Annotated in this window: 24 protein-coding genes; 12 read left to right on the top strand and 12 right to left on the bottom strand. The window is 70.1% G+C overall.

The genetic code is table 11. The features are described from left to right. Positions 1-60: 60 nt before the first annotated feature. A complete protein-coding gene (locus OOK40_RS20005) occupies positions 61-540 on the bottom strand; it encodes a macro domain-containing protein (protein ID WP_266483468.1) in 480 nt (159 codons plus the stop codon). A 119-nt stretch (positions 541-659) separates the two neighbouring features. Here OOK40_RS20005 and OOK40_RS20000 point away from each other — a divergent pair, with 119 nt between their 5' ends. Next, positions 660-1391, top strand: a complete 732-nt coding sequence (locus OOK40_RS20000) for a MerR family transcriptional regulator (RefSeq protein WP_266483466.1) — start codon at positions 660-662, stop codon at positions 1389-1391. A 28-nt stretch (positions 1392-1419) separates the two neighbouring features. On the opposite strand, the gene OOK40_RS19995 is transcribed toward OOK40_RS20000, so the two are convergent. From OOK40_RS19995 to OOK40_RS19975, 5 genes are all read right to left on the bottom strand, one after another. Further along, positions 1420-3594 (bottom strand): 3-hydroxyacyl-CoA dehydrogenase NAD-binding domain-containing protein, encoded by a 2175-nt coding sequence (locus OOK40_RS19995; RefSeq protein WP_266483464.1) that lies wholly within the window; start codon positions 3592-3594, stop codon positions 1420-1422. A 144-nt stretch (positions 3595-3738) separates the two neighbouring features. Next, positions 3739-4953 (bottom strand): acetyl-CoA C-acetyltransferase, encoded by a 1215-nt coding sequence (locus tag OOK40_RS19990; protein WP_266483462.1) that lies wholly within the window; start codon positions 4951-4953, stop codon positions 3739-3741. Between the two features lie 22 nt (positions 4954-4975). After that, a complete protein-coding gene (locus OOK40_RS19985) occupies positions 4976-6118 on the bottom strand; it encodes an acyl-CoA dehydrogenase family protein (RefSeq protein WP_266483459.1) in 1143 nt (380 codons plus the stop codon). Beyond that, positions 6115-7269, bottom strand: a complete 1155-nt coding sequence (locus OOK40_RS19980) for a CaiB/BaiF CoA-transferase family protein (RefSeq protein ID WP_266483457.1) — start codon at positions 7267-7269, stop codon at positions 6115-6117. Before OOK40_RS19980 ends, OOK40_RS19985 begins: the two co-directional genes overlap by 4 nt. Positions 7270-7445: 176 nt before the next feature. Further along, the gene (locus OOK40_RS19975; RefSeq protein ID WP_266483454.1) at positions 7446-7892 is read right to left on the bottom strand and encodes a hypothetical protein; all 447 of its coding nucleotides are present in this window, start codon (positions 7890-7892) and stop codon (positions 7446-7448) included. 127 nt (positions 7893-8019) lie between these two features. On the opposite strand from OOK40_RS19975, the gene OOK40_RS19970 reads away from it, so the two are divergent. Next, positions 8020-9219, top strand: coding sequence for a trans-acting enoyl reductase family protein (locus OOK40_RS19970; RefSeq protein WP_266483452.1), 1200 nt, complete (start codon positions 8020-8022; stop codon positions 9217-9219). Positions 9220-9235: 16 nt separating this feature from the next. On the opposite strand, the gene OOK40_RS19965 is transcribed toward OOK40_RS19970, so the two are convergent. Further along, the gene (locus OOK40_RS19965) at positions 9236-9934 is read right to left on the bottom strand and encodes an endonuclease V (RefSeq protein ID WP_266483450.1); all 699 of its coding nucleotides are present in this window, start codon (positions 9932-9934) and stop codon (positions 9236-9238) included. 91 nt (positions 9935-10025) lie between these two features. Here OOK40_RS19965 and OOK40_RS19960 point away from each other — a divergent pair, with 91 nt between their 5' ends. Next, a complete protein-coding gene (locus OOK40_RS19960; protein WP_266483447.1) occupies positions 10026-10325 on the top strand; it encodes a YciI family protein in 300 nt (99 codons plus the stop codon). 19 nt (positions 10326-10344) lie between these two features. On the opposite strand, the gene OOK40_RS19955 is transcribed toward OOK40_RS19960, so the two are convergent. Beyond that, positions 10345-11427: an oxidoreductase gene (locus tag OOK40_RS19955; RefSeq protein WP_266483445.1), complete on the bottom strand. Its 1083-nt coding sequence runs from the start codon at positions 11425-11427 to the stop codon at positions 10345-10347. A 215-nt stretch (positions 11428-11642) separates the two neighbouring features. Between OOK40_RS19955 and OOK40_RS19950 the strand changes: the two genes are divergently transcribed. The 4 genes from OOK40_RS19950 to OOK40_RS19935 all read left to right on the top strand — a co-directional run bounded on the left by OOK40_RS19950 (position 11643) and on the right by OOK40_RS19935 (position 16009). Then, on the top strand, positions 11643-12059 hold the full coding sequence (locus tag OOK40_RS19950; RefSeq protein ID WP_266483443.1) for an SsgA family sporulation/cell division regulator: 417 nt from the start codon (positions 11643-11645) through the stop codon (positions 12057-12059). Between the two features lie 285 nt (positions 12060-12344). Then, positions 12345-13985 (top strand): ABC-F family ATP-binding cassette domain-containing protein, encoded by a 1641-nt coding sequence (locus OOK40_RS19945; protein ID WP_266483440.1) that lies wholly within the window; start codon positions 12345-12347, stop codon positions 13983-13985. Positions 13986-14141: 156 nt separating this feature from the next. Beyond that, positions 14142-14918 carry a dimethylargininase gene (ddaH, locus tag OOK40_RS19940; protein WP_266483437.1) on the top strand — a complete coding sequence of 259 codons (777 nt, stop codon included), beginning with the start codon at positions 14142-14144 and terminating at the stop codon, positions 14916-14918. Between the two features lie 116 nt (positions 14919-15034). Next, complete coding sequence (locus OOK40_RS19935) at positions 15035-16009, top strand: acyl-ACP desaturase (RefSeq protein ID WP_266483434.1); 975 nt, start codon at positions 15035-15037, stop codon at positions 16007-16009. 25 nt (positions 16010-16034) lie between these two features. Here the strand turns inward: OOK40_RS19935 and OOK40_RS19930 are convergent, their stop codons facing one another. From OOK40_RS19930 to OOK40_RS19915, 4 genes are all read right to left on the bottom strand, one after another. Continuing rightward, positions 16035-17336: an SDR family NAD(P)-dependent oxidoreductase gene (locus OOK40_RS19930; protein ID WP_266484469.1), complete on the bottom strand. Its 1302-nt coding sequence runs from the start codon at positions 17334-17336 to the stop codon at positions 16035-16037. Between the two features lie 210 nt (positions 17337-17546). Continuing rightward, positions 17547-17792, bottom strand: coding sequence for a WhiB family transcriptional regulator (locus OOK40_RS19925; RefSeq protein WP_266483432.1), 246 nt, complete (start codon positions 17790-17792; stop codon positions 17547-17549). A gap of 110 nt (positions 17793-17902) precedes the next feature. Beyond that, the gene (locus OOK40_RS19920; protein WP_266483429.1) at positions 17903-18697 is read right to left on the bottom strand and encodes a VOC family protein; all 795 of its coding nucleotides are present in this window, start codon (positions 18695-18697) and stop codon (positions 17903-17905) included. A gap of 75 nt (positions 18698-18772) precedes the next feature. After that, a complete protein-coding gene (locus OOK40_RS19915) occupies positions 18773-19549 on the bottom strand; it encodes a TetR/AcrR family transcriptional regulator (protein ID WP_266483427.1) in 777 nt (258 codons plus the stop codon). A gap of 207 nt (positions 19550-19756) precedes the next feature. Here OOK40_RS19915 and galE point away from each other — a divergent pair, with 207 nt between their 5' ends. From galE to OOK40_RS19890, 5 genes are all read left to right on the top strand, one after another. Beyond that, entirely contained in the window at positions 19757-20791 is a 1035-nt protein-coding gene (gene galE, locus OOK40_RS19910) for a UDP-glucose 4-epimerase GalE (RefSeq protein WP_266483424.1), read from the top strand. Between the two features lie 88 nt (positions 20792-20879). Beyond that, positions 20880-21740 carry a glycosyltransferase family 2 protein gene (locus OOK40_RS19905; protein WP_266483421.1) on the top strand — a complete coding sequence of 287 codons (861 nt, stop codon included), beginning with the start codon at positions 20880-20882 and terminating at the stop codon, positions 21738-21740. After that, positions 21737-23089, top strand: a complete 1353-nt coding sequence (locus OOK40_RS19900; RefSeq protein WP_266483419.1) for a glycosyltransferase family 2 protein — start codon at positions 21737-21739, stop codon at positions 23087-23089. Before OOK40_RS19905 ends, OOK40_RS19900 begins: the two co-directional genes overlap by 4 nt. A 10-nt stretch (positions 23090-23099) precedes the next feature. Next, entirely contained in the window at positions 23100-24461 is a 1362-nt protein-coding gene (locus tag OOK40_RS19895) for a lipopolysaccharide biosynthesis protein (protein ID WP_266483417.1), read from the top strand. Continuing rightward, positions 24458-25510 carry a glycosyltransferase family 2 protein gene (locus OOK40_RS19890; RefSeq protein ID WP_266483414.1) on the top strand — a complete coding sequence of 351 codons (1053 nt, stop codon included), beginning with the start codon at positions 24458-24460 and terminating at the stop codon, positions 25508-25510. The genes OOK40_RS19895 and OOK40_RS19890 overlap by 4 nt, the downstream gene beginning before the upstream one ends. Positions 25511-25519: the final 9 nt, after the last annotated feature.

Below are 25519 nucleotides of genomic sequence, written 5' to 3'. Positions count from 1 at the left end.
GCGCCACCGGCGCGGGCGCGCGCCACGCCGACCCAGCCCTGCGCCCGGGACGGCGTCCGGTCACCCCTGATGGTCGTACACGGTGACCGCTGTTCCCCGGCCCGTCAGCCGCTGTGCTATCAACGGCTCGACGCGGGACCACTTTCCGCCCGCCAGCCCGCAGCCGATCCTCGGCATATGAACCGAGGCCTCCAGCTCCGCGGCCTTCTCGGCGAGCGCGCCGAGGGCGGTGTCGATCGCCTCGTACCGCACCGGGACGCCCTTGCTGCCGGTCCGCATCCCCCGCTGCCCCACCATGTTCGCCACCCACAGATACGGTCCCACCTGGACGTACTGCACGGCGCCGAGCCCGAAGTCATTGCCCGCACGCTCGCGGTGCCAGCGGCGGTACGCCGCCTCGGGCGCGGGCCAGCGACGCGATATCGCCAGCACGAAACCCTTGCCCCAACCGCCCAGGTCATTGCAGACGTGCGCGATCAGCTTCACGCCCTTGCCCCGCGGCGTGGTGGCGTCCCCCTGTACGTATTCGATCTCGAGCATTCATCCACCATAGAGACGGTCACTGACAATCGGCCTTCGCTGTACAGCGCCTTTCACAACAATGGTGAGACAGCAATACTGTTGCACCGGATCGATGCCCAGGAGAGGCGAGGCAGACCATGGCGACCGAGACCGAGGAGCCGACGCTCACCGTCGACGAGCTGGCTGCGCGTGCCGGGGTGACCGTGCGGACCATTCGCTTCTACAGCACGCGCGGGCTGCTGCCGCCCCCGGTCATCGGACCGCGTCGCGTCGGGCACTACGGGCAGGGGCATCTGTCCCGGCTCGCCCTCATCGAGGAGCTTCAGCACCAGGGCATGACGCTCGCCGCGATCGAGCGTTATGTGGAGCAGCTGCCGCCGGATCTGAGCGCGCACGATCTCGCCATCCACCGTGCGCTGGTGGCCTCGTGGGCCCCGGACTCGGCCGAGGAGGCGACCCGTGCCGAGCTGGAGCGCCGCGCGGGACGGCCGCTCGGCGAGGAGGACATCGACCGGCTCGCGGCGATGGGCGTCCTGGAGCGCGAGGCCGCCGGGGGCGGCTACCGGCTCGACCCGGGGCTGCTGCGGCTCGGTGTGCAGCTGCTCGACGTGCCCATCGCGCACGAGACGATCCTCGCCGCCCGTACCGTCCTGCTGGAGCACACCCGCTCGGCCGCGCACGAGCTGACCCGGCTGTTCCGCGACGAGGTGTGGAACCCGTACCGGGAGCGGGAGTCGGACCCCGAGCATGTGGCCGCGATGAAGTCGCTGTCCGCCCATATGCAGCCGATGGTCGTGCAGGCGCTGGTCACCGCCTTTCAGCGGTCGTTGAAGGAAGAGCTGCGGGCCGCGTTCGGCCAGGAGGGCTGAACGCGGCCCGGGCATCGGGCGTCACGCGTCACGCGTCGGTGAAGACCTCGCCGCGCTCCGCCTTCTCGACGAGCAGCGCCGGCGGCTCGAAGCGCTCGCCGTAGCGCTCCGCGAGTTCACGTGCGCGTGCCACGAAGCCGGGCAGCCCGCCCTCGTAGCCATTGATGTACTGCAGCACGCCGCCCGTCCAGGCCGGGAAGCCGATGCCCATGATGGAGCCGATGTTGGCGTCGGCGACCGACGTCAGCACGTTCTCCTCCAGGCAGCGGACGGAGTCCAGCGCCTCGGAGAAGAGCATCCGCTCCTTCATGTCGGTGAAGGGGACATCGACGTCCGGCTTCGCGAAGTGCTCGCGCAGGCCCGGCCACAGTCCGGCCCGCTTGCCGTCCTCGCCGTACTCGTAGAAGCCCGCCCCGCCGCTGCGGCCCGTACGCGCGAACTCGTCGACCATCCGGTCGATCACCGCGTCAGCCGGGTGCCCGGCCCAGCTGCCGCCCGTCTCCTCGACCGCGCGCCTGGTCTCGTTGCGGATCTTGCGCGGCAGGGTCAGCGTCAGCTCGTCCATCAGCGAGAGCACCTTGGCCGGGTATCCGGCCTGCGCCGCTGCCTGCTCGATCGACACGGGGTTGACGCCCTCGCCGACCATCGCCACGCCCTCGTTGATGAACTGCCCGATCACACGCGAGGTGAAGAAGCCGCGTGAGTCGTTGACCACGATCGGGGTCTTGTTGATCTGACGGACCAGGTCGAAGGCGCGGGCAAGCGCCTCGTCGCCGGTGCGCCCGCCCTTGATGATCTCGACCAGCGGCATCTTGTCGACCGGCGAGAAGAAGTGCAGACCGATGAAGTCGGCGGGTCGCGAGACGCCTTCGGCGAGCTGGGTGATGGGCAGGGTCGAGGTGTTGGAGCAGAGCAGCGCATCCGGCTCGATGACGTCCTGGATCTCCTGGAACACCTTGTGCTTGAGCGCGGTGTCCTCGAAGACCGCCTCGATCACGGCGTCGCAGCCCGCGAGATCGGCGGGGTCGGCGGTCGGCGTGATCCGGGCGAGCAGGGCGTCGCGCTTGGCCTCGGTGGTACGGCCCCGGGAGAGGGCCTTGTCGAGCAGCTTCTCGGAGTACGCCTTGCCCTTCTGGGCCGACTCGGCCGTCACATCCTTGAGGACCACGTCGATGCCCGCGCGGGCGCAGGAGTACGCGATGCCCGCGCCCATCATCCCGGCGCCGAGGACGGCGACCTTGCGGACCGGCCGCTGCTCGATGCCCTTGGGGCGGTTGGCGCCGGAGTTGACGGCCTGGAGGTCGAAGAAGAACGCCTGGATCATGTTCTTGGAGATCTGCCCGGTGACCAGCTCGGTGAAGTACCGGGCCTCGATGGTCAGCGCGGTCTCGAAGTCGACCTGGGAGCCCTCGACGGCCGCGGCCAGGATGTTGCGCGGCGCGGGGTACGGGGCGCCCGCCGTCTGCTTCTTGAGGTTGGCAGGGAAGGCCGGGAGGTTCGCCGCGAAGCGCGGGTTGGACGGGGTGCCGCCGGGGATCTTGTAGCCCTTGACGTCCCAGGGCTGCTGGGAGACGGGGTTGGCGTCGATGAACGCGCGCGCCTTGGCGAGCATCTCCTCGGGCGTGGCGGCGACTTCGTGGACGAGCCCGTTCTCCAGGGCGCGCTGCGGCGAGTACTGCGTGCCCTGCAGGAGCACCTTCAGCAGCGCGTCGGCGATGCCCATCAGCCGTACGGTACGGGTGACTCCGCCGGCCGCAGGGAGCAGTCCGAGCGTGACCTCGGGCAGGCCGATCTTGGAGCCGGGTGCGTCGAGCGCGATGCGGTGGTGGCTGGCGAGCGCGATCTCGTAACCGCCGCCCAGCGCCGCGCCGTTGACGGCCGCGACGACGGGCTTGCCCAGGGTCTCGATACGGCGCAGGGCGTTCTTGATGGCTCTACCGGCGTCGAAGGCCTGCTGGGCCTGCTCGGGGCCGACCTTGATCATGTCCTTGAGGTCGCCGCCCGCGAAGAAGGTCTTCTTGGCGGAGGTGTAGATGATGCCGCGGATCGAGTCCTTCTCGGCCTCGGCCCGGTCGGCGATGACCGCGAGCGAGTCCTTGAAGGCCTGGTTCATGGTGTTCGCGGACTGGTTGGGGTCGTCGAGGACGAGGGTGACGATCCCCGTCTCGTCCTGCTCCCAGCGGATGGTGGTGCTCTGGGTCATTGCGAAGTCTCCTGAGGGTGTGGTGAGGACGCGGGCGGACCCGTCGCGCGGCGACGGTCACGCACAGGTCCGCGCGGCTGCGCCGCAGCGGCCGGCGGGCTCGCGCACCGGACGTACGCGTGCCCCGGGAGTGTGCGCGCAGCGCTACACCCGCTCGACGATCGTGGCGATGCCCATTCCGCCGCCCACGCAGAGCGTGACGAGGCCGTACCGCTTGTCCTGGCGCTCCAGTTCGTCGATGACGGTGCCGAGGATCATCGCGCCCGTCGCACCGAGCGGGTGGCCCAGAGCGATCGCGCCACCGTTCACGTTGATCTTGTCCAGGGGGAGGTCCAGATCGCGGGCGAAGCGCAGCACGACACCGGCGAACGCCTCGTTGATCTCGACGAGATCGATGTCGTCGATCGTCAGTCCGGCCTTGGCGAGCGCCTTGCGGGTGGCGGGCGCGGGGCCGGTGAGCATGATGGTCGGCTCGGAGCCGGAGACCGCGGCCGAGACGATGCGGGCGCGCGGGGTCAGGCCGTAGCGCTCGCCGACCTCCTTCGTACCGATCGCGACGAGCGCCGCTCCGTCGACGATGCCCGAGGAGTTGCCCGCGTGGTGGACGTGGTCGATCTTCTCCACCCAGTGGTACGTCTGCAGCGCCACGGCGTCGAAGCCGCCCATGTCGCCGATGCCCGCGAAGGAGGGCTTGAGGGCGGCGAGGCTGTCGGCGGTGGTGCCGGGGCGCATGTGCTCGTCGTGGTCGAGGACGACGAGGCCGTTGCGGTCGCGCACCGGGACGACGGACCGGTCGAAGCGGCCGTCCTTCCAGGCCGCGGCGGCACGCTCCTGGGAGAGGGCGGCGTACTCGTCGACATCGCGCCGGGAGAAGCCCTCGATGGTGGCGATGAGGTCGGCGCCGATGCCCTGCGGGACGAACCCGGTGTCGTAGTTGGTCATCGGGTCGGCGAACCAGGCGCCGCCGTCGGAAGCCATCGGCACCCGCGACATCGACTCGACCCCACCGGCGAGGACCAGGTCCTCCCAGCCCGAACGGACCTTCATCGCCGCCATGTTGACGGCTTCGAGACCCGAGGCACAGAAGCGGTTCTCCTGTACGCCGGCGACGGTGTCGGGCAGTCCGGCCGCGATGGCCGCGATACGGGCGATGTCGGAGCCCTGGTCGCCGACCGGTCCGACGACGCCGAGCACGATGTCGTCGACGGCCGCCGGGTCGAGGCCGGGGAAGCGGCCGCGCAGTTCATGGATCAGGCCGACGACGAGGTCGATCGGCTTGGTCCCGTGCAGGGCGCCATTGGCCTTGCCGCGCCCGCGCGGGGTGCGGATCGCGTCGTACACATACGCTTCGGTACTCAAGACAGCAGCCTTTCCATAAGTGTCAGCCGAGAAGAGAACGGCCGATGATTTCCTTCATGATCTCGGTCGTGCCGCCGTAGATCGTCTGGATACGGCCGTCCGTGAATGCCCTGGCGACGCGGTATTCGGTCATATAGCCGTAGCCGCCGTGCAGTTGGAGACAGCGGTCGGCGACCCGCTTCTGGAGTTCGGTGGCCCACCACTTGGCCATCGAGGCATGGACCGCGTCGAGTTCCCCGTTCGAGTGATCCACGATGCAGCGGTCGAGGAAGGCACGCGTCACGGCGCATTCCGTGGCCATTTCGGCGATCTCGAAGCGAATGTGCTGAAGCTTGGAGAGCGGCCGCCCGAAGGCCTCCCGCTCCTTGACGTACTGCGTGGTGATCTCCAGGAGATATTCGGCGGCGGCGATTCCGGCGACCGCGATACCCATCCGCTCCTGCGCGAGATTGGTCATCAGATGGATGAAGGCGCCGTTGAGTTCCCCGAGCAGATTCTCTTTGGGGACGCGTACGTCGTTGAAGAACAGCTCTGCCGTGTCCTGGGACTTCTGGCCGATCTTGTCGAGATTGCGGCCGCGCTCGAAGCCTTCCGCGCCACGCTCGACGACCAGCAGCGAGAGGCCCTTGGCACCGCCCTCGGGCGTGGTCTTCGCGACGACGACCACCAGGTCGGCGAGGATTCCGTTGGAGATGAAGGTCTTGGAGCCGTTGAGGACCCAGTGGTCTCCGCGGTCCTCGGCGCTGGTGCGGATGCCCTGGAGGTCGGAGCCCGCGCCCGGCTCGGTCATCGCGATGGCGGTGATGATCTCGCCGCTGCAGAAGCCGGGCAGCCAGCGCCGCTTCTGCTCCTCGGTGGCGAGCCCGGTGAGGTACGGGCCGATGACGTCGTTGTGCAGCCCGAGCGCGAGTCCGGCCGCGCCCGCGCGCGTGAACTCCTCCGCCAGGACGGCGCTGTAGCGGAAGTCCTCGTTCCCGCCGCCTCCGTACTCCTCGGGCACGGCCAGACCGAGCAGCCCCTGCCTCCCCGCCGCCAGCCAGGCCTCACGGCTGACGATGCCGTCCTTCTCCCACTGCTCGTAGTGCGGAAGGACCTCCTTGGCGAGGAAGGTGCGCACGGTCTCGCGGAAGGCGTCGTGCTCGGCGGTGAAGATCTGGCGCTTCAACGGTCCTCCTTGGTCAGCCCGGGCAGGTCCTCGTCGGTGAGCCCGGGCAGGTCCCAGTCGCGGGCCACCTCGGCGGTGTCGGCGCCCGGCTGGGCGGGTCCCCGGTACACGGAGCCGGGCGTGGCGGAGAAGCGGGGCGCGGGCGCGGGCTGGGTGATTCCGCTGTGGTCGACGAAGGTTCCGCGGGCCGCGAGATGGGGGTGCGAGGGAGCTTCGCGCAGCGAGAGCACCGGTGCGACGCAGGCGTCCGAGCCCTCGAAGACGGCCGTCCAATCCTCGCGGGTCCTGGTCTTGAAGCGGGCGGCGACGGCGGCGCGCAGTTCGCCCCAGCGGGCGAAGTCCTTACGGGCCGGTGCCTCGTCCTTGATGCCCAGCAGTTCGATGAACTCGTTGTAGAACTGCTGCTCCAGCGCCCCGACGGCCATGTACTGGCCGTCCGCGGTCTCGTAGTTCCCGTAGAAGGGGCAGCCGCCGTCGAGGAGGTTCGCCCCGCGCCGGTCCTGCCAGCCCCCGGCCGCCATCATGCCGTGGATCATCGTCGCGAGATGGGCGGCCCCGTCGACGATCGCCGCGTCCACGACCTGGCCCGAACCGCCTTCGGTCCGGGCGTGGTGCAGGGCCGCGAGGACTCCGACGACGAGATAGAGCGAGCCGCCCGCGTAGTCGCCGACGAGATTGGCCGGGACGGTCGGCGGCTCGTCGGGCTTGCCGATCATGCCGAGCGTGCCGGTGACGGCGATGTACGCGATGTCGTGCCCGGCTCGCTGGGCGAGCGGTCCCTCCTGGCCCCAGCCGGTCATCCGCCCGTAGACCAGCCGCGGATTGCGCTCCAGGCACTCCTGGGGTCCGACGCCGAGCCGCTCGGCGACGCCGGGCCGGTAGCCCTCGATCAGTACGTCGGCCCGCTCGACCAGGTCGAGGACCCGCGCGGGGCCGTCGTCGGCCTTGAGATCGACGAGTACGGAGCGCTTGTTGCGGTTGGTGAGGTCGTACGCCGGATCGATCGCGAGCCCCGAGCCGCCGGGCCGGTCGACCCGTACGACATCGGCGCCCAGATCGGCCAGGAGCATGGCGGCGAACGGACCGGGCCCGATGCCCGCCAGTTCGACCACACGCACCCCGGCGAGCGGGCCGTTCCCCGTCGCTGCCATCGAGCCCCCAGCCCTGCCTGTGACACAACTGATGTAACACCGATGATGGTAAGAACGCGTTCCACCCGGCACAAGGGTCTGGGCCGAGCAAGCGCTTAGAACCGGCCGCAGCCTACACGCGGATTCCGACCTAAATCATGGCTTTCCGGCCGATGCCGTCAGGGTAGGTCGGTCGCTCAGCGCGCCGGGGCGCCTCTCGCCCTCACCTGGCCCGCCGCCGTGCTGACCGCCGTCGACACCTCGCCGGCGCGCGAGAGTCCAGGGGCCAGCCAGTGGTAGGTGCCGACCGCTATGACTCTGGTCCGTGAGCCGTCCGTCAGCCGGATCTCCACCGCGCCGTGCCCCGGCGCGGCGGAAGCGACCTCCGCCAGCGGAATGTGCCGGTCGGTGGACAGATTGCGGACCACGACCTCGCTGTCGGTCAGGGACACCCGGCGGTTGAAGGCGAGCAGCAGCAGATAGGCGGAACAGGCGATCACCACCCCCGCCATGCCGTACAGCTGGCCCGCCCCCTCGTCGGTGGTCGCGGCGAGCGCCACCAGTGCGGCGCCCGCGGCGAGCCCGCACACCGCGAGCGCGGTGTGGAACCACCGCACCAGGCGGTGGGGACGCCATGTACGCATGTCTTCACGCTAGATCCGGCCCCGGGGCCCGGCATGTTACCGATGGGAAACGCATCTTCTTCCCAGGCCCGTTCGCACGCTAGCCTCAGCCACCGACATGACCGCGGGGGCAACGGCGGAGGGGCCATTGAACAGGCAGAACGGGACCGATCGCGCACAGCGCCCGTACGACGTAGTGCTCTTCGGGGCGACAGGTTTCGTCGGCGCGCTCACCGCGGAGTACCTCGCGGCGCACGCGCCCGAAGGCTGCCGCTGGGCCGTCGCGGGCCGCAGCCGGCAGAAGCTGGAGCAGCTGCGTGAGCGTCTTGCCGCCAGGCATCCCGGCTGTGCCGGGCTGCCGCTGATCGAGGCGGACGTGAATGATCCCGAAGCACTTCGCCAACTCGCCGAGTCCGCCCGTGTGGTGGCCACGACGGTCGGCCCCTACCTGCTGTACGGCGAGGCGCTGGTCGCCGCGTGCGCGGAGGCCGGGACCGACTATGTCGACCTGACCGGCGAGCCCGAGTTCGTGGACCTGATGTACGTACGCCATGACGCGCGGGCCCGGGAGACCGGGGCCCGGCTGATCCACGCCTGCGGCTTCGACTCCGTCCCGCACGACCTCGGCGCGTACTTCACCGTCCAGCAGCTCCCTGAAGGCGTTCCGCTGCGCGTCGACGGGTTCGTACGCTCCAACGCCACCTTCTCCGGCGGGACTCTCGCCTCCGCGCTGAACGCCATGGGCCGCGGGCGGCAGATGCTGCGGGCCGCGCACGAGCGGCGGCTGCACGAGCCGCGGCTGGTGGGACGGCGGGCCCGGGCCCCGCTCGGTTCGCCGCGGTTCAGCCGCGAGACGGGGGCCTGGGCGCTGCCGCTGCCGACGGTCGACGCGCAGATCGTCGCGCGCTCGGCGCGGTCGCTGAAGCGGTACGGCCCGGACTTCCGCTACCGGCACTATGCGGCGGTCCGCACCCTGCCGATGGCGGCGGGCGGTGCGGCGGCCGTCGGCGCGCTCTTCGCGCTGGCCCAACTGCCGCCTGCCCGGCGCTGGTTGTCTGAGCGGATCAAGCCGGGCGAGGGTCCGGACGAGCAGCGTCGGGCGAAGAGCTGGTTCTCGGTGCGTTTCGTGGGCGAGGGCGGTGGCCACACGGTGTTCACGGAGGTGTCGGGCGGCGATCCGGGCTACGGCGAGACGGCGAAGATGCTCGCCGAGTCCATGTTGTGCCTGGCCCACGACCAACTGCCCGACACCTCGGGGCAAGTGACCACGGCGGTGGCGATGGGTGATGCGCTGCTGGAGCGGCTTCAGGCGGCGGGCATCCGCTTCCGGGTGGCCGCCACGCGCTGAGACCGGAGCCTGCCGATCACGATCCGCTGGTGATCTCCGCAAGTGCGCGCCGGCACAGGCGGTCGGCCAGCCGCGTCGATTCGGGGAGCCGGTAGCGGGACGCGAGGTGGATGGTGTGCGCGCAGGCGTTGTCGAGCGTCGTGCGGTGGCCGACGGAGACGAAGACCGGCTTGATGTCGTCCTGGGTGCGCAGCGCCCGGCCGACCTCCTCGCCGTCGTCGGCCCGCAGGGCGGCGAAGTCGCCGCGCCGCGGGCCCAGTTCGCCGTAGCTGAAGACGAAGGGGTTCTTGGCGACGCCGATCACGGGCAGCCCGGTCAGCACTCCGAGATGCGAGGCGAGCCCGAATCGGCGGGGATGCGCCCGGCCGTAGCCGTCGCAGACGACTAGACCGGGATCCGACGTGAGGGATTCCAGGACGGCGAGCACGGTCGGGATCTCCCGGAAGGCCAGCAGCCCGGGAACGTACGGGAAGGCCACCCGCCCGACCGCCGTGGCCTCCTCGACGACGGTGAACGTCGCCGCGTCCAGGACGACGGCCGCCGCGGCCACGACGTCGCGGTCGTCGTCGTAGGCGACGTCGACGCCCGTCACCAGGCCGGTGGCGGGCTGCGGCCCGGGCTCGTCCGGGACGACGCGCGTGCGCAGTTCGTCCTGGACGGCCAGGGCCGCGGCCTCGTCGGCGGGCCAGTGCGGGGGCGTCTCGATGATCTTCATGGTGACGCCCAGCCTACGACCCGGCCGGCTCAGCGCCAGGGGATCTCGGCCTGCCGGTGGCCGTTGCACCGTGTCGCGTAGCCTGACGATCATGTTCGTACTGGAATTGACCTACACCGCACCCCTTGAGCGCGTCGACGAGCTCCTCGACGCGCATGTGGCCTGGCTGGACGCGCTGTACGAGGAGGGCGTGTTCCTCGCGTCGGGACGCAAGAATCCCCGCGACGGCGGGGTGATCCTGGCCGTGGGGGACGACCGCGCGACGATCGAGAAGACCGTGGCGGCCGACCCCTTCGCGGTGGGCGGCGTGTGCGAGTACCGGATCACGGAGTTCATCGCGACGAAGACCGCGCCCGAACTCGCCCCGTACCGGCAGCAGTTGTCCTCCTGACGCGATCGCCGAGCGCGGCTCAGAACTCCAGCCGTGCCACGCGGCCCTTCTCGCCCGAGGCCCAGCAGCCGAAGTCGGCAGTGCAGTCGACGGTGTCGTACGAACCGGTGTCGACGGTGCGCCAGCTGCGGCCGCCGTCCAGGGTCAGATCGGTCCCGGTCGGGCCGACGGCGAGCGCCGCCGAGCGGCTGTGCGGGAGCCAGGTCACGCCCGAGCGGTAGGCGGGCGGCGGTGTCTTGGACTGCTGCCAGCTGTGGCCGCCGTCCCCACTGACCGCTCCGGCGCTCGGGGATGTCTGGTCGGGCCGGTAGTCACCGCCGACGGCGATGCCGTGGGCACGGTCGCGGAAGGCGAGCGCGAAGACTCCGCGGGCCGGGTCCCCAGCCGGGATGGTCGCATCGGCGACGGTCCAGTGCAGGCCGCGGTCGGCGGAGTGCAGCACGCGGGCGGTCGCGCCGCCGCCGGTCGCCAGCCAGACGTCCTTGCGTCCCGAGCTGACCAGGCACTGGCCGCTCGCCGCGAAGGCCGCCTCGCCCGGCAGCGCGTCGGGCATCCCGGCGCTCGGCAGCACCTTCCACGACTTTCCGCCGTCACCGGTCGACAGGATGCGGTACTTGCCGTCCACCGGATCGCTCATCGCGAGGCCGTGGCGGCTGTCGAAGAAGGTGATGCAGTCGTAGAAGGCCTTGGGGTCGGTGTTACGGAAGGACTCGGTCCAGCTCGCGCCGCCGTCGTCGGTGCGGAAGACCCGGGAGGCCTCGCCCTCGCCGATGGCCAGCACCACGGCCCTCCTGCTGTCGAAGGCCTCGATGTCGCGGAACTCCAGCCCGCCCGCCCCCGGCGGGGAGACGTTCAGCCAGCTCCGCCCGCCGTCCGCGGTGCGCAGGACCGTGCCCTTGGAGCCCGCCACCCAGGCGGTCCGGCGGCTGACGGCCGCGAGGCCCCGTAACCGTACGTCGGTGCCGGTGTTCTTCAGGCTCCAGGCGGGACCACCTTTCTCCGCCGCTTTCTCCCCGGCCGCGCCGCCGGTCTGCTGGGCCGCCTGTGCCGGTGCGGCCAGCGCGGCGGCGACCGCCGCCGCGCACAGCCCCACAGACACCATTCGTCTCGTCTTCCCCTTGGACGTCATGGCGCTGGAAGCTAGCCCACGGGCCTGAGCCCGTCCAGGGTGCGTTCCGGCGGCTCTTAGGTCGTCAAAGTCCCGTTTGCCGGGCGGTGACACAGGTCACTCTGCTTTCCGATGCACGGATTCCGTCGTTCCGACGTCTCTGACGGTGTCAGCGAGACGTCAGCGAGCCGCGCACGAAGGAGCAGGCCTTGTCCACCGTCATCGAGCAGGCCGTGCAGGCCCGCCTGGTCGCCTCGGCGCCCCAGATGGAGTCTGTTCCGGCCACGCTGCGTTACGACCGCGAGGATCCCTTCGCCGTACGTATGGCCTTCCCGCCCCCGGCGACGCTGGAGGGCAACGAGGTGTCGTGGGCGTTCTCGCGCGAGCTGCTCGCGGCGGGGGTCGACGGACCGGCCGGCGTCGGCGACGTACGCGTCAGGCCCTTCGGTTACGACCGTACGGTCCTGGAGTTCCACGCCCCGGAGGGCGTCGCGATGGTGCACATCCGCACCAGCGAGGTGCGCCGTTTCCTCAAGCGCGTCCAGGGCTTGGTCCCCACCGGCCGTGAGCACCTCTATCTCGATCTCGACCACAATCTGGCCGAGCTGCTGCGCGACGCCTGCTGACGTCTTCCCTCTTATTCCGTTGACGGCCACCGGGCACCTTCCTACGGTGTACAGCGGTTCTGTTGCCGTTGAATAGGAGAAGGACGTTGCTCGTCTGAGGTCTTGAGACACCGTGCGTCGCAGCTGCTTCGGTCAAGCTGCGCGCTTCGCGTGCGACCTCGGCATTCGAGCCGTCCTCCCCCGGCCGGGACCTCTTCCATCCCTGTGTCCCCCGGCGGCCGTCGCCCGCGCCGCGGTGTCTCCACCCGTTGCCCAACCCCTTCTTCACGCAACCGGGAGACCCGTATGTCTACTGCCCCCACGCACATCACCTGCTCCTCGCTCACCTTCGCCTGGCCGGACGGCACCGGCGTCTTCGACGACTTCCATCTGGCGGTCGGCCCGGGAAGAACCGGGCTGATCGGCCTCAACGGGTCAGGAAAGTCAACGCTGTTGAAGCTGATCGCCACCGAACTGGCGCCGACGGAGGGATCGGTCCGCACCACCGGCGAAGTCGGCTGTCTCGCGCAGCACCTCGTACTCGACACGGCGCTGCGGGTGGACGAGGTGCTGGGCATCGCCCGCACGCGCGCCGCGCTGCACGCCATCGAAGCGGGCGACGCGAGCGAGGAGCACTTCACGGCGGTCGGCGACGACTGGGACGTGGAGGAGCGGGCACGCGCCACCCTCGACCAGCTCGGGCTCGGCCACATCGGGCTGGAGCGCACCATCGGCGAAGTGTCGGGCGGCGAGGGCGTCCTGCTGCGGCTGGCGGCTCTGCTGCTGGCCAGGCCCGGCGTGCTGCTGCTCGACGAGCCGACCAACAACCTCGATCTGTACGCGCGCCGACGGCTGTACGAGGCGGTCGCCTCCTGGTCCGGCGTGATGGTCGTGGTCAGCCACGACCGTGAACTGCTGGACCTGGTCGACCAGATCGCCGATCTGCGCGACGGGGAGGTGAGGTGGTACGGCGGAAACTTCTCCGCGTACGAGGAGGCGCTCGCCGTCGAACAGGACGCCGCGGAGCGGATGGTGCGCGTCGCCGAGTCGGATCTGCGCAAGCAGAAGCGCGATCTGGCTGAAGCGCACATGAAGTTGGCGCGCCGCAAGCGGTTCGGACAGAAGAGTTACGACAACCAGCGCGTGCCGAAGATCATCGCCAATGCCCGCAAGGCCGAGTCCCAGGTCTCGGCGGGCAAGCACCGCATCCTGCACGAGGAGAAGCTCGCCGAGGCCAGGGAACGGCTCGACGAGGCCGTGGACGCGGTGCGCGACGACGACGAGATCCGCATCGAGCTGCCGTTCACCACAGTCCATCCGGGCCAGGGCGTTCTGCGCCTGAGCGAGCTGCGGCTGCGCTACGGAGCCGAGGTGAAGGGAGAGTTCGAGATCCGCGGCCCCGAGCGGATCGCGCTGGTGGGACGCAACGGAGCGGGCAAGACGACACTGCTGCGTACGATCGCCGGCGAGCTGGAGCCGCTCGCGGGTGAGGCCGTGGCGGAGGTCCCGCTGCGTTTTCTGCCGCAGCGGCTCGATGTGCTGGACGACGAGCTGAGCGTGGTGGAGAACGTGGCGCGGTTCGCGCCCGAGGCCACCAACAACCGGATCAGGGCGCGGCTGGCCCGTTTTCTCTTCCGGGGCGCGCGGGCCGACCAGCCGGCCGGGACGCTCTCGGGCGGGGAGCGGTTCCGCGCCGCGCTCGCCGCGCTGCTGCTCGCCGATCCGGCGCCGCAGCTGCTGATGCTCGACGAGCCGACGAACAATCTGGACATGGCGAGCGTCCGGAAGCTCACGGCGGCTCTTGAGTCGTACGAGGGCTCGCTGATCGTGGCGAGTCACGATGTGCCGTTCCTGGAGTCGATCGGGATCACGCGCCGACTGCTGCTGGACGGCGAACTGCGCGAGATCACGGCGGACGAGGTACGGGAGGGGGTGCCGGCTCGCTGACAGTGCCCCAGGGCACCCGCCGCGAGGCCCAGCGACACGGGTGCCGCACGTCCCCATACGCGACATCCCCATACGCGGCCCGTCAGGGATTCCATCGGCCGAGCATGGCGGGACATGATGGGCGCCACCAGACCCGTAACCCCTGGAGAACCCCTCGTGCCCAGCAGGAAAGCACTGATCCGCCGCCCCAGCCCGCGTCTCGCCGAGGGCCTGGTCACCCATATCGAGCGCTCCCCGGTCGATGCCGCGCTGGCGCTGGAGCAGTGGGAGACGTACGCCGAGACCTTGCGCGAGCACGGCTGGGAGACCGTCGAGACGGAACCGGCCGACGACTGCCCGGACGGTGTGTTCATCGAGGACACGGTGGTGATCTTCCGCAATGTCGCGCTGATCGCCCGCCCGGGGGCCGAGTCCCGCAGGCCGGAGACGGCGGCCGTCGAGGAGACCGTCGCCCGTCTCGGCTGCTCGGTCAACTGGGTGTGGGAGCCCGGCACGCTCGACGGCGGCGATGTGCTCAAGGTCGGCGACACGATCTACGTGGGCCGCGGCGGCCGTACGAACGCGGCGGGCGTACAGCAGCTGCGCGCCGCTTTCGAGCCGCTGGGCGCCCGGATCGTGGCGGTTCCGGTGACCAAGGTGCTGCATCTGAAGTCGGCGGTGACCGCGCTGCCGGACTCGACCGTCATCGGCTACCCGCCGCTGGTGGACACCCCGACCGTCTTCCCGCGCCATCTGCCCGTGCCGGAGGAGTCGGGGGCGCATGTGGTGCTGCTGGGCGGCGGCAAGCTGCTGATGGCGGCGAGCGCGCCGAAGACGGCCGAGCTGTTCACGGATCTCGGCTACCAGCCCGTGATGGTCGACATCAGCGAGTTCGAGAAGCTCGAAGGCTGCGTGACCTGCCTCTCCGTACGTGTACGTGACCTGTACGCATAACGGAATGTAACCGGACATCTGTCATCCGGGCTTGGCCAGGGGCTTACTGCGGCTTTAACCTACGGTCTCGTAACCTACGAATACGTAGGTAACTCTCCCGTCCCCCAGGAGCACCCGTGACGATCACCTCTCCCCACCTCGGCAGTTCGGAAGCGTGGAGCGACGCCCGACTGCTGTTCGCGCTGGAAGAGGTGGTGGAGAAGGAACTCAACCGCCATCTCAAGGTCGCCAAGGACTGGATGCCGCACGAGTACGTCCCGTTCAGCGACGGCCGAAACTTCCCCGGCTACTTCGAGGACGGCCAGGCCTGGGAGCCCGAGCAGTCCAAGGTCACCGACATCGGCCGGATCGCGCTGGTGGTGAACCTGCTGACCGAGGACAACCTCCCCAGCTACCACCATGAGATCGCCTCGCTCTTCGGCCGCGACGGCGCCTGGGGCACCTGGGTGCACCGCTGGACCGCGGAAGAGGGCCGGCACGGCATCGTGATGCGCGACTACCTGCTCACCTCGCGGGCCGTCGACCCGGACAAGCTGGAAGAGTTCCGGATGGCGCACATGGCGGAGGGCTTCGAGTCCGACAACCGCCACTCGATGCTGCACTCCGTGGCGTACGTCGCCTTCCAGGAGCTCGCCACCCGCGTCTCGCACCGCAACACCGGCCATCAGTCCGGCGACCCGGTCTGCGACCGGATGCTGGCGCGGATCGCCACCGACGAGAATCTGCACATGGTCTTCTACCGCAACCTGCTGGGCGCGGCCTTCGAGCTCGCCCCCGATCTGACCATGCAGGCCGTGCGCGACGTCGTCGTCAACTTCCGGATGCCCGGACACGGCATGCCCGGCTTCGAGCGGGCCGCCGCGCAGATGGCGATCGGCGAGATCTACAACATGCGCATCCACCACGACGACGTGCTGCAGCCGGTGCTGCGCTTCCTCAAGGTGCTCGACATCGACGGTCTGGGCCCGGAGGGTCTGAAGGCGCAGGAGGAGCTCGGCCTCTACATGGGCGGGCTGGACTCCGAGGCGGCGAAGTTCGACGAGAAGCTCGCGGCCCGCAAGGCGCGGATGCTGGCGCGCGCGGCGGGCTGAGGTCCGCCGCGATCGGGCGGCCGGCTCACCAGTCGGCCACCTTGTAGTCCTTGAGAAAGACACCGGCGACCGGTGTGCCCGCCTCACCGCGCACGATCGGGTCGTAGACGCGGGCCGCTCCGTCCACGATGTCGAGCGGTGTCCGGATCCCGGCGGCGGCGATACGCGCCTTGCGCGGCGCCGGGTTCTCGTCGGTGATCCAGCCGGTGTCGACACTGCACATATGGACCCCCTGGGCGGCGAGCCCGGCCGCGCTCGTGCGGGTGAGCATGTTGAGCGCGGCTTTCGCCATGTTGGTGTGGGGATGGCCGGACGTCTTGTTGCGTACGGCGAACCTGCCCTCCACGGCCGACACGTTGACGATGTAGCGGCGCGGCCGGGGTGAGGCCAGGAGCAGCGGAAGCAGCCGGTCGGCGAGCAGCGCGGGGGCGAGAGCGTTGACGAGCTGGGTCTCCAGGAGCTCGGCGGGGTCGAGCTCGCCGAGCCGGGCGGACCAGGAATTGGCCGGGGAGAGGTCGGGGAGCAGCCCAGCCTCGTCCACCTCGCCGAGTACGAGCGCCAGGCCGCGTGTCCCTCTTTCGAGGGCAGCCATGGGCGCGTAGCCGGGCGCGGCCAGCACACCGGGCGGCAGCGCGCCGCTCTCCCCGGCCGCGAGCAGGGCGTACGACTCGGGCGGTCGGCGGATGGTCTGCGCGGCATTGTTGACGAGAATGTCGAGCGGCTCCCCGTCCGCGCGCAGCCGCTCGCACAGCCCGAGCACCTGGCGCGGGTCGCGCAGGTCGACGGCCACGACCGTCAGCCGGTCCAGCCACTGCCGACTGCCCTCGACCACGGCGAAACGGCGCAGGGTGTCCTGCGGGAAGCGGCTGGTGACGAGGAGCTCGGCGCCGTCGCGGAGCATCATCAGCGCGAGCTGGAATCCGATCTTCACGCGCCCGCCGGTGAGCAGGACGCGCCGTCCCGAAAGGTCGGTGGACAGGGCGCGGCGTGCGGTGTTGTCGGCGGCGCATCCCGGGCACAGCCGGTGATAGAACCCGTCGGTCCGCCGATAGAGCGTTTTGCAGACATAGCAGTGCCGGGGCCGCAGGAAGACACCCGCACGTCCCTTGCCGGTCAGCGCCGCGTCCTCACGCCGGTCGAGCGCACCGGTGGCGGTGCCCGCCGTCACCGCGGCGTCAGCGTCGCTCTCCAGGCGCCTGCGCGCCTTGCGGCGCTTGTTGCGGCTCTCGCGCGCGAAGGACGCGGCGATCTCCTCGCCCCGTATGCGCAGGGGATCGGCCGTCGGCAGAGCCCGCAGCCTGCGGACGGTGCGCTCGAAAGCCGCCAGTTCGTCGTGAGTGACCGTGTCGTCCTTGTGCCCTGCGCCCCCGTTGTTTCCGGGCGATCCTAATGACCGGGCACGGGGTCGGCATCCGGATATCCCACGGTGTTTGTCGCATGCGCGGGGTCGGCTCACTGAGGTAATCGAGTCGGCGGGGATGCGCCGTCCCCGAAGGCACCTCCCGAGGACGACGCGCTCGCGCCCCGCCATACAGGGTCAGCCCTGGTTTCGCTTGAGGCGGTACCGCTCCTTCTCCGACAGCCCGCCCCACACGCCAAACCTCTCGTCATGCGCCAGCGCGTACTCCAGGCACGGCACCCGTCCCTCGCACGCCCCGCACAGCTGCTTCGCCTCCCGCGTCGACGAGCCGGGCGCCGGGAAGAAGAATTCCGGACCCGCCTGGGCGCACAGCGCGTTCTCCTGCCAGGAGAGTTCCTGGTCCGTGGTGGTGTTGATCGGCATGCCGCACACATTCCCCGGCCGCGATAAACACCGCATCAATGAAGCATCAACGTCCCCACGGGCACCCCGGCGACGGGCCCTTCCGCCGCGCCACTACGAAGACGGCCGGCTCAGTCGTCCTGCTGCACGCCCTGCATCAGAGCGAACCGCGCCCCCGCCGGGTCCGACAGTTTCGCGAAGCGGCCGACGCCTTCCATGTCGACCGGGGCCATCCGGACCGTGCCGCCCAGGCGTTCCGCCGTGGCCACCGCCGCGTCGCAGTCCGTCACTTCGAAGTAGGGCAGCCAGTAGGGGCCCTCCGTCTCGACCGGGTCCGCGGCCAGCGGGACGATGCCGCCGAACATCGCTTCGGCGCCCGCGCCCGCCGGGTTGATCATCGTGTACGAGCCCGTGCCGTCCGGCAGCGGCATCGTGGAGGTCTCCCAGCCGAACACGCCCTGGTAGAAGCCGAGGCCCGCGCCCGGGTCCTCGGTGTACAACTCGGCCCAGCACAGCGTGTTGGGGTCGTTGACGGCGTCCAGGCCCTTGATCTGGCCCGGCTGCCAGGTCGCGAAGGCCGCGCCCGCGGGGTCGGAGAAGACCGCCATGCGGCCGAGTTCGAAGACGTCCATCGGCTCGAACAGGACCGCACCGCCGCCCGCCTGGACCGCTTTGGCCGTGGCGTCGGCGTCGGGCGACTGGAAGTAGAGGGTCCAGCCCGGGCCACCCTGTTCGGGGGTGACCGTCATGGCGCCCGTGACGGTCTTGCCGCCCAGCTGGTACATGCCGTAGCCGCCGGCGTCGGGACCCGCGGACTGGAAGGTCCAGCCGAACAGTCCGCCGTAGAAGGCGGTCGCCGCGTCGAGGTCGGGGGTGCCCAGGTCGATCCAGTTCGGGGAGCCGGTGACAAAACGGGTGCTGAGCATGGTGCGCTCCTTCGAGGTGATCCCGTCGTCCTGCCCTGCCCTGCCGAGTCTCCTACCGATCCCCCGGGCGCGCACTCAGGCGGCGTTCGTCACGAAGCGGTCGAGCAACGCGGCCAGGCCGGCGGCCAGCCCCTCGGGTCCGCCGTGCTCGGCGAGAGCGGGCGCGGTCCTGCGAAGCCTCGGAAGTTCCTGGACCGGCATGCGGTGCAGCCCGAGCCGGAACGCGGGATCGGACTCTTCGGGGTTGTCGACCATCGCTCGCAGCTCCACGAAGATGTAACCGAGCACCCAGCTGGTGAACGCCCGGAAGGCCATCGAGGCCTTTTCCTCGTCGAGTCCGGCCTGTTCGAGCAGCTCCAGTACGCGCTCGTGGTCCATGAGGACCGCCAGCGGGCGACGGGCAAGCGGGACCGCCAGCATGCGGGTGGCCAGGAGGGGGACCACCTGCGGGTGGGCAAGGGCGACCTGGTAGGTCGCCTGGGCGATGCGGTGCAGCTCGGTGCGCCATTCCGGCCCGTCGGCCAAGGAGCCCGCGGCCGTGGCCACCGCGTCGTCCGGGCCGCCGGCCGCGGCGTCATCCAGGTATTCCTGCAGCTCGATGAAGAGGGCCTCGACCAAGCCGTCCAGGAGTGCGTCCTTGCTGGGCGCGTACCGGTACAGAGCCATGGCCTCCACGCCGAGCTCGGCTCCCACCCTGCGCATGCTCAGCGCCGAGAGCCCTTCACGGTCGACCAGCTCCAGAGCGGTGGCCAGTACGCGTTCCCGGCTCAGCCGCCCGTAGTGGCCGCGATCGCCGGACCGTCGGCCGCCCTCCTTCCCCCCGCGCTCGGCGCCCTTGCCCTTCTTCGCCATGTCGTCCCTCCAGTCGCCTGAGCAAGCCGCCTTGGCCTCCCTCTTGACCGTAGACGCAAAAGGGACAAAAGTGTATGTATACAGCGTAAATATATAGCGTCGGGGCGCTTCATGAGAATCCAGGCGCCCACCCGGTCCCGGGCCCGCCCCTTGGACGGCCGGCTGAGACCTCCCCCTCGGCACATCGCGTCCAAAGGAGAAGAGTCCATGCCCGAGCCGTCAATCGTCCTGGTCACTGGCGGCGCCGGTTTCATCGGCAGCCACACCTGCGTCGAACTTCTCGACCACGACTACGAGGTCATCGTGGTCGACGACTATTCCAACAGCTCACCCCTGGCCTGCGTACGTATCCAACGGGTCGCCGGCCGCCCCCTGAGAGGCGTGTACGCGGTCGATCTGCGCGACCGGCGTGCGCTCTCGGCCATATTCCACCAACACCAGGTGGATGCCGTGGTGCACCTCGCCGGAAAGAGGTCCGTCCACGAATCCCTGCAGATGCCGGTCGAGTACTACGACGTGAACGTCGGCGGCACCACGTCCCTGCTGAACGCCATGCAGGAGCACGGTGTACACCAGCTGGTCTTCTCCTCCTCCTGCTCCATCTACGGCGATGGCGACAGAGTGCCGCTCGCCGAGAACGCCCCGGCCCATCCGGCGACACCTTCCGCCGCGTCGAAATGGGTCTGCGAGCAGATGCTCGCCGATGTGTGCCGACTCCGCCCGGAGTTCACCGTTCTGACGCTGCGCCACTTCAATCCGGTCGGCGCGCATCCCAGCGGACTGCTCGGCCAGGACTCGCACGGCGAGCCCGCCAATCTGATGCCCCGAGTGGCCCGCGTCGCGGCCGGAAGGCATGTGCGCCTCAGCGTCTTCGGCGGCGATTACGACACCGCCGACGGCACCGTGGTCCGGGACTACATCCACGTCATGGACCTCGCCGATGCCCACCGCAACGCTCTGGAGCATCTCGCCGACCGCACGGGTATGCGCGTCTTCAACCTCGGCGGCGGATCGGGCACCTCGGTCCTCGAACTCCTGGCGGCGTTCGGCGAGGCATGCGGCAGGTCCATCCCGTACGAGGTCGTGGACCGCCGCCCGGGCGATGCGAGCGAACTCGTCGCCGATGCGAGCGCGGCGGCGCGGGAGTGGGGCTGGCAGCCGACCAGGGATCTTGCCGCGATGTGCCGCGACGCATGGCGCTTCCAGCAGTTCAACCCGTCCGGCTACACGTCCGACACTTGACCAAATGTCCGATATAGTTAATATGTATATATACGGTGTAAACGTACAGAGGACACGGAGCCCTCCCCGACTCGAATCCGGAGACATCATGACCACGAACCAGACGCATCACCCGGCCACAGACCTGGCGCCGTCCCCCACCGCTCAGCCCGCCCGCCGCGCCGGCGACGCACCCGCCCACCCGATGCGCCGGGCCGGCGACACAACCGCCCACCCGATGCGCCGGAGGGAGGACAACCTCCCGCCCCGCGCGTCCGTGAGCCTGGTCGTTCCGGCCCTCAACGAAGCGCGCAACATCCCCTGGGTCTTCGAGCAGATCCCGGACTGCGTCGACGAGGTCATCCTGGTCGACGGCAACTCCATTGACGCCACGGTGCCCATGGCGACCCACTGCCTCCCCACGGTCCGCAGCGTCAAGCAGAACGGCCCGGGCAAGGGAAACGCCCTGCGCACCGGGTTCCTCGCTGCGACCGGCGACTACGTGGTGATGATGGATGCCGATGGCAGCATGTCGCCCGCAGAGATCCCGCACTTCCTGCACTTCCTCGAGAACGGCTACGACTTCGTCAAAGGCTCACGGTTCGTCGCCGGCGGCGGCTCCCTGGACATCACCCGCTTCCGGCAACTGGGCAACCACGTGCTGCTGGCAGCGGTCAACCGGCTCTACGACGCCTCGCTGACCGACCTGTGCTACGGGTTCTGCGCATTCCGGCGCAGCTTCCTGGACCAGTTGGACCTGCATGCGGCCGGCTTCGAGATCGAGGCCGAGATGATCGTGCACGCGCTGCGTTCCGGACTGCGGATCGCCGAGGTCCCCAGCCTCGAACTGCCCCGCCGCAGCGGCCGTTCCAATCTGCACGCCATCTCCGACGGCCGCCGCGTGCTGCGCACCCTGCTGTCCGAGCGCCCGGGCGCACGGTCCGCGTCGACCGGACGGAGCGCCGGGTGAACGCCGCCGGCCCCCGTTTCCCCACCCCGGACACGGCAGCCTCCGTGCCTGCCGCCCCGCCGTACACCCCGGCAAGGATCGTCGACATCGATCTGGCCGAGCCCGGCGAGTTCTGCCCGCCCGGCAGCCGTGAGCGGATTCGCCCGGAGGGCCGGGTGCTGGCTCTGGTACGGCTGCACGGCCACCCGCTGGGCATGGTCTCCACGACCGGCCCCGGCCCCGTCGAGTTGTGGCAGGCCCTGGCCAATGCCTCCCACCGGGAGCTCACCACCCCCGTCTCCCGACACCTGGCAGCCGACGGTCCGAGCACGGCGTTCGGGGATTCCTCCTGGTCGTGGGACGAACCGGCCGCCCTGCACTGTCAGGCCGCCCGGCTGCGCGCCCTCCAGGAGGCCACCGACATCAGCGTGATCGTCGCCACCCACAACCGGCCCCAGCAACTGCGCCAGTGCCTGGACTCGCTCCTGCAGATGGAGTACCCGCGGTTCGAGGTGATCGTGGTGGACAACGCCCCGGCGGACGGCTCCGCCGAGCAACTGGTCCACGAGGTCTACGGCCGGCGCGTCCGCTACGTCCGCGAGCCCGTGGCCGGTCTGGCCCGCGCACACAACCGTGGCCTGGCCGCAGCGCGCGGCCGGATCGCCGCCTTCACGGACGATGACACCCTCGTCGACTCCCGGTGGCTGACCGAACTCGCCGCCGCCTTCGCCGGCGACCCGCGGATCGGCTGTGTCACCGGCCTGATCGTGCCCGCCGAACTCCAGACCGGAGCCCAGGCCGCCCTGGAGCGGCACGGCGGATTCGCGAAGGGGTACACCCCTCGCACCTGGTCGCTGCACAACCCGCCGGACGACCCGCTGTTCCCGTTCACCACCGGACGCTTCGGCTCCGGGGCCAACATGGCCTTCCGTACCGATCTGCTGCACGCCATCGGCGGCTTCGACCCGGCCACCGGAACCGGAACGCCGGCACACGGCGGCGACGACCTGCTCGCCTTCTTCCGGGTTCTGATCGCCGGCCACACACTCGCCTATCAGCCGGGCGCGATCGTCTGGCATCGCCATCAGCGCACCGAGGACGCCCTGAAGACACAGGCCTTCGGATACGGCGCCGGGCTCGGGGCCTATCTGACCGGCGCACTCGCCCACGAGCCCAGGATGCTGCCCGCCCTGCTGCGCAGGCTCCCCGGCGGTATCCGCTACGCGGCGACGAAGGCACGCGGCCGGACAGAACCGGGCGACAGATGGTCCCGGCAGCTGGCCTTCCTGGAGATCAAGGGTCTGCTCTACGGGCCGCTCGGCTATCTGCTGAGCCGCTGTCTCGGCCGCCACGACCGCGACGGAGACTGAGGGAGAAGCCGTGTACACACGCTTTGTTCGGACGACCGACTCGGCGGGATCGACAACGTCCCCGGGCCGGGCCGCCTGGCACCCCTTCATGACGGTGGTACGGACGGGCGTCGCCGCGCTGCGGTCCCGCGACCCGCTGCTGCGCAACGGGCATCTCCTCGCCATCAGCTCCCTCATCAACGCCGGGCTGGGGTCCCTCTTCTGGGTGTTCGCCACGCACTGGTACGACGAGGACGTGGTGGGCCTCAGCTACTCCGCGCTCTCCGTCACCCTGCTGCTCGCCAGCATCGGCCAGCTCAACCTCAACGACTTCCTGATCCGCTTCGTACCGTCCGCCGGGCGGCGCACGCGCAAGATGGTGCTCACCTGCTATCTCGTGAGCGCCTCCTTCAGCACCCTGGTCGCCCTCGGATTCCTGGCACTGGTGCCCAAGCTCTCGCCCGGCCTTGACTTCCTGCTGACTCCGGTGACCGGCGCATGCTTCGTGGCCGCCACCGCCGGTTACGCCATCTTCGTCATGCAGGACGGTGCGCTGACAGCGGTCCGCCGCCCCGGCTGGGTGATCGGGGAGAATGTGATCTTCGCCTGTGTGAAGATCCTGCTGCTTGCCATGGGTGCCGCTCTGACGCTCTTCTCCGGCATCCTGCTCTCCTGGGCAGGGGCCCTCGTGGTCTCCCTCGTCGTGGCCAACATCTATCTGCTGCGGCGGGCAGTGCCTCACCACGAGAAGGCCGCCCCGGAGAAGGCTGAGCCCCCGCCCAAGATGGTCGGGTACGCGGCCACCGACTACTTCGGCTCACTGTTCCGCATGGCCGCGTACACGCTCGTCCCGCTTCTGGTGCTGAACAACCTGGGCGCGGAGCAGAGCGCCTACTTCTCCCTGGCGTGGATCGTCGGCTATGTGCTGTATCTGGTGGCACGCAACATGGGAAGCTCGCTGGTGGTGGAGGCGGTGACCTGCCCCGAGCGGCTGGTTGAGCACGGACTCCGGGTACTGCGTCATTCGGCTGTGCTGCTGGGCGCCGCAATTGTGGTGATCGTGGCCGCAGCCCCGCAGATTCTCTCCTTCTTCGGCGCCGAGTACGCCGAAGAAGGCAGCACACTCCTCCGGCTGCTGGCCCTGTCCGCGCTCCCGAACATCCTGGTGAGCCTGGCCATAGACGTCTCGCGTGCACGTCGGCGGCTGCGCCTGGCCGTAGGGCTGCAGATAGCGATGTGCGTGCTGGTGCTCGGTCTCACCAAGGCCCTGCTTCCGGTGCTGGGCATCAACGGGGCAGGCGTCGCCTGGCTCGTGACCCAGTGCCTGCTTGCCCTTCCCCTGCTGATCTGGCGGTCGCGATGGCTGACCCCGGTCCCTGTGAGGTCGTCATGAATACCGCACCGAGTCTGTCCGTCGTCGTCTGCGCGTACACCCTGGACCGATGGGAGGACATCCGGGCCGCGATCGCGTCGGTGCGCGCCCAGGACCGTCCGGCGAACGAGATCCTGCTGGTCATCGACCACTGCGAGGAGCTCTACGAGCGGGCCTCCACCTCGATGCCCGGAGTACGGGTGATACCGAACCGCGAGCGCAAGGGCCTGTCCGGTGCCCGCAACACCGGGGTGGCCGCGGCCCGCTGCGACGTGGTGGCTTTCCTAGACGACGACGCGGCAGCCGACCCGGACTGGACCGACCGCATGCTGGAACGCTACGACGATCCGAACGTCGTGGGCGTCGGCGGGCTTGTCCGGCCGTGGTGGGGCACGGGCCGGCCGGTGTGGTTCCCGCAGGAGTTCGACTGGGTGGTCGGCTGCTCGTACCGGGGACTGCCCGAACAGCCCGCCCCGGTACGGAACTTCATCGGCGCCAACATGTCATTCCGCAGGGCCGAGGTGGTCTCGGCCGGCGGCTTCCGCACCGACCTCGGACGGGTCGGAACCCGGCCCCTGGGGTGCGAGGAGACAGAGCTGTGTCTGCGGATCGCGGCCCGCCGGCCCGACGCCGGCCTGCTGTACGAGCCTGCCGCGGCCGTACGCCACCATGTCCCCGAGTCGCGTACCACCTGGGCGTACTTCCGTTCGCGCTGCTATGCGGAAGGGCTCTCCAAGGCGCTGGTCGCCCGGCACAGCGGCAGCAGAGCCGCGCTGGCCAGCGAGCGCACCTATCTGCGGTCCACCATCCCCCAGGCCTTCGTCCGATCGCTGCGGCCGGGCCGTCCCGGCGCCCTGCGCACCCTTGCGGCGCTGACCGCGGGCGTCTGCGCCACCGTCGCCGGGTACGTAGTCGGCCGGATTCACTCGCTGTCGTCCGTCTCCGCCCCGCACCCCCCGCACCCCCCGCAGCCGCCCCTGGAGCTGCCGGGCACCGACGGGGCACCGGAGCCCTTCTGGGGGTCCCCCTACGCACTGCGGGGGTGGGGGCACCATGGCAGGAGAGGCTGACCCGTTGCC

Source organism: Streptomyces sp. NBC_01481 (genome assembly GCF_026339995.1).
Lineage (GTDB): Bacteria > Actinomycetota > Actinomycetes > Streptomycetales > Streptomycetaceae > Streptomyces.
The sequence above is the reverse complement of the archived record's forward strand: the minus strand, read 5'-3'. Positions and strand labels throughout refer to the sequence as shown.